An 11,245-nucleotide genomic window follows, 5' to 3' on the forward strand; every position below is an offset into this window, starting at 1 on the left:
CGCCCCTCAGTGCTTGAGGATCTTGGAGAGGAAGTCCCGGGCGCGGTCGCTCTCGGGGGCGGTGAAGAAGGCCTCGGGGGTGCGGTCCTCGATGATCCGGCCGTCGGCCATGAAGACGACGCGGTTCGCGGCGGAGCGGGCGAAGCCCATCTCGTGGGTGACCACGACCATCGTCATCCCGTCGCGGGCGAGCTGCTGCATGACCTCCAGCACCTCGTTGATCATCTCCGGGTCGAGGGCAGAGGTGGGCTCGTCGAAGAGCAGTGCCTTGGGGTTCATGGCGAGGGCGCGCGCGATGGCCACGCGCTGCTGCTGGCCCCCGGAGAGCTGGGCGGGGAACTTGTCCGCCTGGCTGGCGAGGCCCACCCGGTCCAGGAGCTCCCGGGAGCGTTTGTCGGCCTCCTCCTTCTTGCGCTTCCTCACCTTGATCTGGGCGAGCGAGACGTTGGCCAGGACGGTCTTGTGCGCGAAGAGGTTGAAGGACTGGAAGACCATGCCGACCTCGGCGCGCAGGCCCGCCAGTTCCTTGCCCTCGGCGGGCAGGGGCCGGCCGTCGAGGGTGATGGTGCCGGACTCGATGGTCTCCAGCCGGTTGATCGTTCGGCAGAGGGTGGACTTGCCGGACCCGGAGGGCCCGATGATCACCACCACCTCCCCGCGGCCGACGGTGAGGTTGATGTCCTGGAGGACGTGCAACTTCCCGTAGTGCTTGTTGACGTCCCGCAGCTCGATCAACGGATCGACGGCCATACGCTGCCCTGCCCACTTGTCGGTGTGTCGAGGTCAGCGCAAACTATCCAGCCGCCGAAGGGACTTCACTTCGACACGCCAAAAAGGTACATAAAGTACATTGGCCCTTTATTCAGCCCTCGGAGGCCTCGGCGTAGGCCTGGCTGAGCTCCGGGGAGCCGGTCATCGCCCAGGACAGCCCCGACTCGATCACGTTGAGCTCCCGCCCGGACGCGAGCCGGATGACCGGCTGGCCGTTGGGCCAGACCTGCCAGCCGGCGCCCGGGAGGCTGCGCACGATCACGGTCCCGAGGTAGAAGCCGGCGTCGTTGCCCAGCCAGGGCACGGCCTCGGGGTCCCGGCGCCAGCGCGGCATCAGCTGGTCCAGGGCCTCCAACGAGGCCGGGGTCTGGTCGAGTTCCAGCCCGGCCGCCCTCGCCTGGGACCGCAGCATCTCGCACTCCGAGAACAGCTCGGCGACGCCCTCGGGATCATCCGCGAGGGCGGCGGCGAGCCCCGCACCCTGTTCCGTTTCGTGCCGGTTCAGCCAGTTGGCCAGGAAAGGGATGTTCATACCGACCAGCCTGGCACCAGGATCCCCGGCTGGCCACAGGGCGCGCCTTGATCCCTCCGTCTTCTAGGCCCTGTCCGGGCGATCTTCGCGGGCCCGCGACGTCCGGCACGGCACCTCGCCGCGTTGTCGGAGCGCGCGAGTACGGCCGAGTACGAGCTGCGCTCCTCCGCCTTGCGATGCACCGCACCAGACCCCGCGGCCTGATCCACGAAGATCGCCCAGACAGGACCTAGACGTCGAGGTCGACGACGACCGGGGCGTGGTCGGAGGCACCCTTGCCCTTGCGCTCCTCGCGGTCGACGTACGCGTCCTTGACCGCCTTCGCGAAGGGCTCGTTCCCGTACACCAGGTCGATGCGCATGCCCCGGTTCTTGGGGAAGGCGAGCTGGCGGTAGTCCCAGAAGGTGTACGGGCGGTCGTACTTGAGCGCGCGCGGCATGACGTCGCTGAGCCCGGCGGCGCGCAGGGCCTCCAGGGCGGCCCGCTCGGCGGGGGTGACGTGCGTGAGGCCCGCGAAGACGGCCGGGTCGTACACGTCCTCGTCGGTCGGCGCCACGTTGAAGTCGCCGAGGACCGCGAAGGGGCGGGTGCCGGACGCGTCCTCGGCGATGGCGGTGGCCAGGGCGCCGAACCAGTTCAGCTTGTAGCCGTAGTGGTCGTGCTCGACCTCGCGGCCGTTGGGCACGTACACGGACCAGACGCGCACCCCGCCGCAGGTGGCGGAGATGGCGCGGGGCTCCTGGACGCCCTCGTAGTCGGGGCCGCCCGGCAGCCCCACGACGACGTCCTCCAGCCCGACGCGGGAGAGCAGGGCCACGCCGTTCCACCGGCCGGTGGCGTTGACGACCGACTCGTAGCCCAGCTCGCGCAGCTCCGCGGCGGGGAACTGCTCCGCGGAGCACTTGGTCTCCTGGATGCAGAGCACGTCCGTGCCGGAGCTCTCCAGCCAGGCCAGCAGGCGCGGCAGCCGGGCGGTGATCGAGTTGACGTTGTACGTGGCGATACGCATGTACACCAACCTACCGCCCGGCACCGACAGTCAGAGCGCGGCGCTCTCACCTGCGCCGAGACGGCTGTGCGGGGCGCCGCCGAAGTTGTCGAGGGCGAAGTCGTAGATGGGCCGGGCGATGTCCGAGAGGTAGGCGTCGTGGATGTCGATGGCCCGGGCCGGCTTCACCTCGCGGACGTAGTCGATCACCTCGCCGACCTTGTTCCACGGCGCGTGCACGGGCAGCATCAGCGTCTCCACCGGGACGCCGGGCACGGTCAGCGCGTCCCCCGGGTGGAAGAGGGAGCCCTCCACGAGGTAGCCGACGTTCGTGACGCGCGGGATGTCGGGGTGGATCACGGCGTGCAGCTCGCCGTGGACCTGGACCTCGAAGCCCGCGGCGGCAAAGGCGTCGCCGTGGCCCACGGTGTGCACCCGGCCCGGGTAGGCGGCGGCCATCCGGTCCGCGACGCTGCGCAGGGTCCACAGGGCGGCGGCCGGGTTCGCGTCGAGCGCCGCGCGCAGCCGGCCCTCGTCGAAGTGGTCGGGGTGCTCGTGGGTGACCAGCAGGACGTCCGCCCCGAGGCCCGCGTCCGGTTCGCTGAAGGCGCCCGGGTCGATGACGAGCACGCGCCCGTCCTTCTCCAACTGGACGCAGGAGTGCAGCCGTTTGGTGAGCTTCATGATCCCACCATAGGCGGCCGCGCCCGGCCAAGACCTAGGGAACGGTGGTGGAGACCACGTAGACGCGGGGGGCCGTCGGGTTGGTGGAGTCGACGGTGATGTCCCGGGTGGGGCGGGGGTCCTCGGCCTCCAGGGTGACCCCGGACCACTTGTGCTGCGGGCTCCAGCTCCAGCCGGCGACCCCGGCGTCGCGGTCGGAGACCGACACTCCGGGGGTCAGGGCGTCCCTGCTCGTGCCCACGCCGGCCAGGAAGGCGTCCAGTTCCGCGGGGGTCACCTGGAACTGCACGTACAGCCGGCTGGTGTGCCAGTTGTTGGTCTCCAGGTAGCCGACGTGGGAGGCCATCATCGGGATCGGCACCTCGTAGATGCCGCGCTGCACCTTGGAGGGCCAGTCGGTGCGCACCTTGACCGCGCCCACCCGGGCGGCCTTGTCCTTGCCGCTCTCGCGGCTCTGCTGGGCCGAGATGAACAGGTAGCCCGCGGGGACCCCGATGAGCAGCACGATGATGATCGCGGTGACCCAGCGGCGCCGTACGGTGTGCCGGCGGTCCTCGCGTTCCTCGGCGGTGGGCGGCTGCGTACCGCCCGCTTCGGGGGAGGAGGCCTGGCGGGGCAGGGAGGGCGGTGTCACTGCTGTTCCTGATCCTTGGGGTCCGTGGGGCCCGCGGCGCCGCGCCGGCCGAGCTGCGCGTAGCGCTCGTACCGCTCGACGCGTCGGCGCGTGGCGCGGCGGAAGCGGCGGGCGACGAGGCGGGCGAGGTCGGCGGCGCCGACCATGCCGGCCTCGGGGCCGAGCTCGGCCTTGGTGATGCGGGCCTCGGGGCGGTAGCCGCGGCCGGTGAGGTGGCGGCGGAAGGCGTCCCGGGCGGGGCCGATCAGCAGGTCGTCGGCGGCGCTGACGCCGCCGCCGATGACGAAGCAGGAGGGGTCCAGGGCGGCGGCGAGGTTGGCGATGCCGACGCCGAGCCACTGGCCGATGTCCTGGAGCAGCTCGACGCACATGGCGTCGCCCTCGCGGGCCAGCTCGGTGATGAGGGGGCCGGTGATCTCGTGGACGTTGCCGCCGACCCTGGCGATGATGTTGTACGCGACCGGGGAGTCGGCGGCGGCCAGCTCGCGCGCCTCGCGGACCAGGGCGTTGCCGGAGCTGTACTGCTCCCAGCAGCCGCGGTTGCCGCAGGGGCAGCGGTGTCCGCCGGGGACGACCTGCATGTGGCCGAACTCGCCGGCCACTCCGAAGCGGCCGCGCTTGACCTGGCCGCCCTCCAGGATGGCCCCGCCGATCCCGGTGCCCAGGGTGATCATGACGAGGTGGTCCTCGCCGCGGCCGGCGCCGAAGCGCCATTCGGCCCAGGCCGCGGTGTTGGCGTCGTTGTCCACCATGACCGGGACCGCGAGCCGGGACTGGAGGGCGTCGCGCAGCGGCTCGTCGCGCCAGGCCAGGTGCGGGGCGAACAGGACGCGGGAGCGGTCCGCGTCGACCCAGCCGGCGGCGCCGATGCCCACGGCGTGCACGTCGTGCCGGTCGGAGAGGTCGAGGACCAGCTCGACGATGGTGTCCTCGACGACCTTGGGGCTCTTGGACTTGTCCGGGGTCTCGGTGCGGATCTTCTCCAGGATGACCCCGTCGGCGTCGACCACGCCGGCCATCACCTTGGTGCCGCCGATGTCGATGCCGACGGTCGGTACGCGCGGGGCGGTGCGCAACGAGCGGCGCTCACGGGTCCCGACGGTCCGCAGGACGGTGCCTCGCGCCGCCCCCCGGTGGGCGAGCGTGAAGTCCCGGTACGTGCTCATCGAGTCGTTTCGTCCCTGTCGCCGGCCGGATCGGATGGGGTGGTCGCCCCTGATTCTGCCACCCGCTCCAGCTCGTGGCTCAGCTCCTCCAGCTCCGAGCCGCCCGCCATCTGCCGGGTGAGCTCGTCCAGGGTGATCGAGTCGCGGGTGTGGCTGCCCGCCATGGCGCCCCGCTTGAGGAGCACGAAGCGGTTCCCGACCAGGTACGCGTGGTGCGGGTTGTGGGTGATGAGGACCACCCCGAGGCCCGCGTCCCGGGCGGCGGCGACGTACTTGAGGACCACGCCGGACTGCTTCACGCCGAGGGCCGCGGTGGGCTCGTCCAGCACGAGGACCTTCGCGCCGAAGTACACGGCGCGGGCGATGGCCACGCACTGCCGCTCGCCGCCGGAGAGGGTGCCGATCGGCTGGTCGACGTCGCGCAGGTCGATGCCCATGCGCAGCAGCTCGGTGCGGGTGGTCTCGCGCATGAACTCCACGTCGAGGCGGCGGAAGGGGCCGCGGCCCTTGGTGGGCTCGGAGCCGAGGAAGAAGTTCCGCCAGACCGGCATGAGGGGGACGACGGCCAGGTCCTGGTAGACGGTGGCGATGCCGTGGTCGAGGGCGGCGCGCGGGTTGGCGAGCCCGGTTTCCACGCCCTCGATCTCGAAGCTGCCCGCGTCGTGCCGGTGCAGCCCCGCGATGATCTTGATGAGGGTGGACTTGCCGGCACCGTTGTCGCCGAGCACGCAGGTGATCTCGCCGGCCGACACCTCCAGGGAGACGCCCTGGAGGGCGCGGATGTTGCCGTAGTACTTGCTGACGTCCGTCAGCTTCACCAGTGGCGTGCTCATGCCCGCGCCTCCGCCCGCTTGCGGACCCATGCGTTCAGCAGCGTGGCGAGCAGCAGCATGGCGCCCAGGAAGAACTTGAACCAGTCCGGGTTCCACTGCGCGTAGACGATGCCGTTGCTGGTCATGCCGAAGATGAAGGCGCCGACGGCCGAGCCGATCGCGGAGCCGTAGCCGCCGGTCATCAGACAGCCGCCGATGACGGCCGCGATGATGTAGAGGAACTCGTTGCCGACGCCCTCGCCGGACTGGACGACGTCGAAGGAGAAGAGGATGTGCTGCCCGGAGATCCAGGCGCACAGCGCGACCCCCATGTAGAGGCCGATCCGGGTCTTGACCACCGGGACGCCGGTGGCACGGGCCGCGTCGGCACCGCCGCCGACGGCGAAGATCCAGTTCCCGGCTCGGGTGCGCAGCAGGATCCAGGTGGCGACGGCGACCAGCACCAGCCACCACAGGACGGTGACCTTGAGGGTGACCGAGCCGACGTTCCACTGCGAGGCGAACAGGGCCCGGGCGGAGGAGAAGCCCTCCATGTCGGCGATCGTCTTGGTGGAGACCGAGCCGCTGATCAGCTTGGTGAAGCCGAGGTTCAGGCCGGTCAGCATCAGGAAGGTGCCGAGCGTGATGATGAAGCTCGGCAGCTTGGTGCGGGTCAGCATGAACCCGTTGAAGAAGCCGATGGCCAGGGTGACCAGCAGGGAGACGAGGACGCCGACCCAGACGTTGGCGGTCATCTGGTAGCTGAACATCGAGCTGAACAGTGCCGAGGTGGTGACCATGACGCCGGCGGAGAGGTCGAACTCGCCGCCGATCATCAGCAGGGCGACCGGGACCGCCATGATGCCGATGGTGGAGGCCGAGTACAGGACCGTGCTCAGGCTGGAGGGCTTCAGGAAGCTGTCGGCGGCGAAGCAGAAGAAGACGAAGACCGCGGCGGCGCCGACGACCGCGCCCAGCTCGGGGCGGCCCAGCAGCCGCCGGACGTACGAGGCGGGCGCGAGCCGTTCGTCGACGGCGGGGGCGGCGGGGGTGCTCATCGGCTGCCCCGCTTGATGTACTCCTCCAGTTTGGCCGCCTCGGCCGCGGTGACGATCTGCGGGCCGGTCAGCACCGGGCGGCCGCCGCCGAGGACGTCCGCGTTGTAGCGGTAGAGCCACAGCAGGTCCACGGCCTGGTAGCCCTGGAGGTAGGGCTGCTGGTCCACGGCGAAGCCCAGCGCCCCGGACTTCAGGTCGCGGGCGACGGACTCGTTGAGGTCGAAGGTGTCCACCTCCGCCTTGCTGCCCGCCGCGTCCTTGGCCTTGACGGCGGTGGGGGCGAAGGGCGCGCCGAGGGTCACGATGGCGTCGACGGAGGGGTCCGCCTGGAGCTTGGCCTGGACGGCCGCCTGCACGGAGGGCATGTTGGTGCCCTCGACGTACAGGTTCTCCATCGACCCGCCGAAGGTCTTCTTCGCCCCGGCGCAGCGCTGCTCGTGGCCCACGTTGCCCTGCTCGTGCAGGACGCAGACGGCCTTCTTCCTGCCGCGCTTGGTCAGCTCCGTGCCGACGGCCTCGCCGGCGATCTCCTCGTCCTGCCCGATGTGGGTGAGCGCCCCGTACGCGGCGGACTGGGCGGAGCCGGAGTTGACCGTGACCACCGGGATGCCGGCCTTGACGGCCTTGCCGATGACGTCCTTGAGGGCCTCGGGCTTGGCGAGGCTGACGATGATCCCGTCGACCTTCTGGTCGATGGCGTTCTGCACGAACTGGGCCTGCTGCTGCGCCTGGTCGTCGTGGGAGTAGACGAAGTTGATGTTGTCCTTCGCCGAGGCCTCCTTGGCGCCCTTCTGCACGATGTCCCAGAAGGTGTCGCCGTCGCCCGCGTGGGTGACCATCGCGAAGGTCCAGCGCGGCGTGGACACGGCGGGCCGGCCCGCCTCCGCGGCCTTCGCCCGCTCCTCGGCGCGCTTGCCGCCCGTGCTGCTGCAGCCGGCGAGGGAAGCCCCCAGTACCGCCGCGAGCACGGCGCCGACGACGCGTACCCCTGTCCGAACCCTAGCCACGTCCCCGTGCCCTTCCCTCGTCCGTCATCAATCGGTCATTCCGGTTTCAGCCGCCCAGTATCCGCCACAGTGGACCATGAAGGGTCATCGGGGCATGCCCGGGCAGATTGACAGGTCCCCCGTACGGGGCCACGTTGAGTGCATGCGCATCGGGCTGATCGGAACGGGCCGGATCGGCTCCTTCCACGCGGCCGCACTGGCCCGCCACCCGGACGCCGGCTCACTGCTGCTGGCCGACGCCGACCCCGGGCGGGCCGCGCGGCTCGCGGACCGGCTGGGGGCCACCGCCGCTCCGGCGGTCGACCAGGTCTTCACCTGGGGCGTGGACGCCGTGGTGGTGGCCTGTGCCACGGAGGGCCACGCCGATCTGGTGGTACGGGCGGTGCGCGGCGGGCTGCCGGTGTTCTGCGAGAAGCCGCTGGCCCCGGACCTGGCCCGGACCCTTGCCGTGCTGCGCGAGGTGGGGGCCTGCCGGGGGCTGCTCCAGGTGGGCTTCATGCGCCGCTTCGACGCGGGTTACCGCACCGCGCGGGAGCTGGTCCGTTCGGGTGCCCTGGGGCGGCTGCACACGGTCCGCACCATGACCGCCGACCCCGCCCCGCCGCCGGCGGAGTACCTCGCGGCCTCCGGGGGCCTGTACCGGGACTGCCTGGTGCACGACTTCGACATGGTCCGCTGGGTGACCGGGCGCGAGGTGGCCGAGGTCTACGCGACCGGAGCCGACGGGGGTCCGGCGCGGTTCCGGGAGGCGGGGGACGTGGACACGGCCGCCGCCGTCCTGACCCTGGACGACGGGACGCTGGTCACCAGTACCGGCAGCCGCTGCAACGGCGCCGGGTACGACGTCCGGATGGAGCTGGCCGGGGAGCTGGACCAGGTCTCCTCCGGGCTGGACGACCGTACGCCGATCGCCTCGACGGAGCCGCACGGCCCGCCCCCTGCGAGCAAGCCCTGGACCGGGTTCCTGGAGCGGTTCGCCCCCGCCTACGAGGCCGAGCTGGCGGCGTTCGTACGGCTGGTGCGCGGCGAGGGGGACAACCCCTGCGACGGGCTCCAGGCACTCGCCGCGTTCCGGGTGGCCGAGGCCTGCGAGCGCTCCCGGCGGGAGCGCCGGCCCGTACGGCTGGCGGAGCTCCCGGACCTGTAGGGCGCCGGCTCTGGCGCGGGTGCGGGCGCTGGCGGGCATGCGGGCCACAGTAGGCCCGGTGATCAAGCCCGCAGGAGCCGCTAACCGGCCAATCGACGGCCGGGCACGATCCGGAAGGGGAGGGTCAGCCCGCCGCGCGGCGCCCCCATGCGGTGCCGGCGAGGACGAGGGCCGCTCCGGTGAGGCCGGCGGCGCCGAGGTGCTCGCCGCCGATGGCGATGCCGGCGGCGGCCGCCCACAGCGGTTCGGTGCCGAGCAGCAGGCTGACGCGGGAGGGCGAAGTGCGGCGTACGGCCCACATCTGCACGAAGAAGGCGAAGAGGGTGCAGAAGACGGACAGGAAGGCGAGCCCGGCCCATTCGGCGGGCCCGAAGCCGGCGGCCGCCGCCCAGGGACCGTCACCGGTGCCGGGGACGGCGGCCAGCACGGCGAAGACCAGTACGGCGCTGCCGAGCTGGACGGTGGTCAGCGAGAGCGAGTCGGCGTCCTGCACGGCCTTGATCCGCGCCATCAGCATGACGTGCAGGGTGCGGGCCAGGGCCGCGCCGAGGATCAGCAGGTCCCCGGGGCCGGGCACGGTGAACCCGGCGCCCTGCGTCAGGAGCACCACCCCGGCGACGGAGACCGCGGCGGCCCCGAGGAAGGCGGCCGACGGCTTCCTGCGGCGTACGGCGGACTCGGCGAGCGGCGTGAAGATCATGGTCAGGCTGATGATCAGGCCGGCGTTGGTGGCGGAGGTGTGCACCACCCCGTAGGTCTCCAGCAGGAAGATCCCGCCGAGTACGAGTCCCAGCGCCGCGGCACCGCGCAGCTGGGCGGGGGTCAGAGCGCGCAGCCGCCGCCATCCGGCGAGGACGAGCACGGGGAGCACGAGCGCGAAGCGCAGTACGAGGACCGCGATCACGGTGTGCGTGGCGGTGATCCCCTTGGCGGCGAGGTAGCTGCCGCCCCAGACGACGGCGACGAGCAGCACGGGCAGGTCCGCGAGCCAGGCGCGGCGGGGGGCGAGGGCGGGCGCGGGGGCGGCGAGGGTGGACACCGGGGCGGCTCCGACGGCGGGAAGGGCGTGGAGACGGCGGCGGCTCGCACGGGTGCGGGCCCACCGTATCCGAGTGGATCTTCCCGGTCGACCGGTTATGCCGCGCCCGCGCGGCCCCGTCCCGCTCAGTCCTCGAAGGTGCCGAAGGCGGCGCGTCCGGTGGGGCGGTAGGTGTGGATGGCGGTCCCGCTGCCGGTGGTGCGGGAGGCCGTCAGCTCGAAGGCCGTGGGCAGGCCGCCGGTGGGGAACAGCCGCCGGCCCGCGCCGAGGGAGACGGGGAAGACCAGCAGGTTGAGCTCGTCGACGAGGTCGCGTGCGAGCAGCCACTGGGCCAGCTGTCCGCTGCCGTGCACCTGGAGCTCCCCGTCCATGGCGTCCTTGATCCGGACGATCTCCGACTGGAGCTGCTCCCCGTCCACGACGGTGGCCGGACCCCAGGCGGGGTCCTTGAGGGTGGTGGAGGCGACGTACTTCGGCAGCCGGTTGAGCTTGTTCGGGACCGGGTCGGCCGGGTCGTCGTGCTGCGGCCAGTAGGAGGCGAAGATCTCGTACGTCCGGCGTCCGAGGAGGAAGGCCCCGGCCCGGCCGAAGAGCTCGTTCACGAACTCCCCCATGCCCTCGTCGGCGAAGGGCACGAGCCAGCCGCCGTACGCGAACCCGCCGCTGCGGTCCTCGTCGGGGCCGCCGGGGGCCTGCATCACTCCGTCGAGGGTCAGGAAGGTGGTGAGGGTCAGTTTGCCCATGGCGCGGCGCTCCTTGTGTCGGGTCGGTGTCCTGCCGGTCTCTTCTCCTCCTCAGACTCCCGTCGGCGCCGGAACTCATCGGTGCGGCGCGCGTGAACGCGAGGTCGGATTCCCGCCAGCGCCGCCCGCCTCCCGAAGATTTCATTGAATCTGCAACCAAATGAACGGACGGAGGAGACCGTACGGGCGCTGGGCCGGCTCGACGTCCTGGTCGACAACGCCGGCGCGGGGGTGATCGGGCCGATCGACACGCTCGGCATCGCCGAAGTGGACCTGGTCCTCGGCGTCAACGTCCGGGGCGCCTTCCTGGCCGCGCAGGCCGCGGCCGGGCACATGGGCTCCGGCGGGCGCGCCGTCACCATCGGCAGCTGCATGGTGAGCCGGGTCCCCGGCCCCGGTGGCACGCTGTACGCGATGAGCAAGGCGGCCATGACGGGCCTGACGAAGTCCCCGGCCCGGGAGCTCGGCGGGCGCGGCATCACCGCGCACCTGGTCCACCCGGGCCCCACGGACACCGACATGAACCCGGCCGGCGGCCCGTACGCGGACCCGCAGCGCTCGATGACGGCGCTAAGGGCTGTCTGACAAATGACATCTGGCTGGTTCGCGGAGCCAGAGGATCAGGGAGGCCAGGACAACTCCGGCGCGGTAGCGGTCGGCGAGC

At 71.8% G+C, this 11,245-nt stretch carries 12 protein-coding genes and 1 pseudogene; 2 read left to right on the forward strand and 11 right to left on the reverse strand.

Going from position 1 to position 11,245, the window contains the following annotated elements; translation table 11 throughout:
• Positions 1 to 6 precede the first annotated feature (6 nt).
• The 9 genes from ACZ7IF_RS22525 to ACZ7IF_RS22565 form a co-directional block, all read right to left on the reverse strand.
• Positions 7 to 750, reverse strand: coding sequence for an amino acid ABC transporter ATP-binding protein (locus ACZ7IF_RS22525; protein ID WP_470973922.1), 744 nt, complete (start codon positions 748 to 750; stop codon positions 7 to 9).
• A 112-nt stretch (positions 751 to 862) separates the two neighbouring features.
• On the reverse strand, positions 863 to 1,303 hold the full coding sequence (locus tag ACZ7IF_RS22530) for a DUF6278 family protein (protein ID WP_470973925.1): 441 nt from the start codon (positions 1,301 to 1,303) through the stop codon (positions 863 to 865).
• Between the two features lie 229 nt (positions 1,304 to 1,532).
• Positions 1,533 to 2,312 (reverse strand): exodeoxyribonuclease III, encoded by a 780-nt coding sequence (locus ACZ7IF_RS22535; protein ID WP_470973929.1) that lies wholly within the window; start codon positions 2,310 to 2,312, stop codon positions 1,533 to 1,535.
• Between the two features lie 30 nt (positions 2,313 to 2,342).
• Positions 2,343 to 2,975, reverse strand: coding sequence for an MBL fold metallo-hydrolase (locus ACZ7IF_RS22540; protein WP_470973932.1), 633 nt, complete (start codon positions 2,973 to 2,975; stop codon positions 2,343 to 2,345).
• Positions 2,976 to 3,009: 34 nt separating this feature from the next.
• A complete protein-coding gene (locus ACZ7IF_RS22545; protein ID WP_470973935.1) occupies positions 3,010 to 3,609 on the reverse strand; it encodes a hypothetical protein in 600 nt (199 codons plus the stop codon).
• Positions 3,606 to 4,775 carry an ROK family glucokinase gene (locus tag ACZ7IF_RS22550; protein ID WP_470973938.1) on the reverse strand — a complete coding sequence of 390 codons (1,170 nt, stop codon included), beginning with the start codon at positions 4,773 to 4,775 and terminating at the stop codon, positions 3,606 to 3,608. Before ACZ7IF_RS22550 ends, ACZ7IF_RS22545 begins: the two co-directional genes overlap by 4 nt.
• Positions 4,772 to 5,608, reverse strand: a complete 837-nt coding sequence (locus tag ACZ7IF_RS22555) for an ATP-binding cassette domain-containing protein (protein WP_470973941.1) — start codon at positions 5,606 to 5,608, stop codon at positions 4,772 to 4,774. The genes ACZ7IF_RS22550 and ACZ7IF_RS22555 overlap by 4 nt, the downstream gene beginning before the upstream one ends.
• Positions 5,605 to 6,645, reverse strand: a complete 1,041-nt coding sequence (locus ACZ7IF_RS22560) for an ABC transporter permease (protein WP_470973944.1) — start codon at positions 6,643 to 6,645, stop codon at positions 5,605 to 5,607. The genes ACZ7IF_RS22555 and ACZ7IF_RS22560 overlap by 4 nt, the downstream gene beginning before the upstream one ends.
• A complete protein-coding gene (locus ACZ7IF_RS22565; protein WP_470973947.1) occupies positions 6,642 to 7,652 on the reverse strand; it encodes a sugar ABC transporter substrate-binding protein in 1,011 nt (336 codons plus the stop codon). Before ACZ7IF_RS22565 ends, ACZ7IF_RS22560 begins: the two co-directional genes overlap by 4 nt.
• Before the next feature lie 142 nt (positions 7,653 to 7,794).
• Here ACZ7IF_RS22565 and ACZ7IF_RS22570 point away from each other — a divergent pair, with 142 nt between their 5' ends.
• Positions 7,795 to 8,799 carry a Gfo/Idh/MocA family protein gene (locus ACZ7IF_RS22570; protein WP_470973950.1) on the forward strand — a complete coding sequence of 335 codons (1,005 nt, stop codon included), beginning with the start codon at positions 7,795 to 7,797 and terminating at the stop codon, positions 8,797 to 8,799.
• A 124-nt stretch (positions 8,800 to 8,923) separates the two neighbouring features.
• Here the strand turns inward: ACZ7IF_RS22570 and ACZ7IF_RS22575 are convergent, their stop codons facing one another.
• Positions 8,924 to 9,838, reverse strand: a complete 915-nt coding sequence (locus tag ACZ7IF_RS22575) for a DMT family transporter (RefSeq protein ID WP_470973953.1) — start codon at positions 9,836 to 9,838, stop codon at positions 8,924 to 8,926.
• 125 nt (positions 9,839 to 9,963) lie between these two features.
• Positions 9,964 to 10,581, reverse strand: coding sequence for a dihydrofolate reductase family protein (locus ACZ7IF_RS22580; RefSeq protein ID WP_470973956.1), 618 nt, complete (start codon positions 10,579 to 10,581; stop codon positions 9,964 to 9,966).
• A gap of 180 nt (positions 10,582 to 10,761) precedes the next feature.
• On the opposite strand from ACZ7IF_RS22580, the pseudogene ACZ7IF_RS22585 reads away from it, so the two are divergent.
• A pseudogene (locus ACZ7IF_RS22585) lies at positions 10,762 to 11,154 on the forward strand (SDR family NAD(P)-dependent oxidoreductase); the annotation flags it as partial.
• Between the last annotated feature and the right edge of the window lie 91 nt (positions 11,155 to 11,245).

The organism is Streptomyces sp. NPDC037421 (assembly GCF_055602105.1).

Excerpts from the sequence above, each read along its gene's own strand:
- ACZ7IF_RS22525 (WP_470973922.1), bottom strand. The coding sequence starts at position 750 with ATGGCCGTCGATCCGTTGATCGAGCTGCGGGACGTCAACAAGCACTAC.
- ACZ7IF_RS22530 (WP_470973925.1), bottom strand. The coding sequence starts at position 1,303 with ATGAACATCCCTTTCCTGGCCAACTGGCTGAACCGGCACGAAACGGAA.
- ACZ7IF_RS22535 (WP_470973929.1), bottom strand. The coding sequence starts at position 2,312 with ATGCGTATCGCCACGTACAACGTCAACTCGATCACCGCCCGGCTGCCG.
- ACZ7IF_RS22540 (WP_470973932.1), bottom strand. The coding sequence starts at position 2,975 with ATGAAGCTCACCAAACGGCTGCACTCCTGCGTCCAGTTGGAGAAGGAC.
- ACZ7IF_RS22550 (WP_470973938.1), bottom strand. The coding sequence starts at position 4,775 with ATGAGCACGTACCGGGACTTCACGCTCGCCCACCGGGGGGCGGCGCGA.
- ACZ7IF_RS22555 (WP_470973941.1), bottom strand. The coding sequence starts at position 5,608 with ATGAGCACGCCACTGGTGAAGCTGACGGACGTCAGCAAGTACTACGGC.
- ACZ7IF_RS22560 (WP_470973944.1), bottom strand. The coding sequence starts at position 6,645 with ATGAGCACCCCCGCCGCCCCCGCCGTCGACGAACGGCTCGCGCCCGCC.
- ACZ7IF_RS22570 (WP_470973950.1), top strand. The coding sequence starts at position 7,795 with ATGCGCATCGGGCTGATCGGAACGGGCCGGATCGGCTCCTTCCACGCG.
- ACZ7IF_RS22580 (WP_470973956.1), bottom strand. The coding sequence starts at position 10,581 with ATGGGCAAACTGACCCTCACCACCTTCCTGACCCTCGACGGAGTGATG.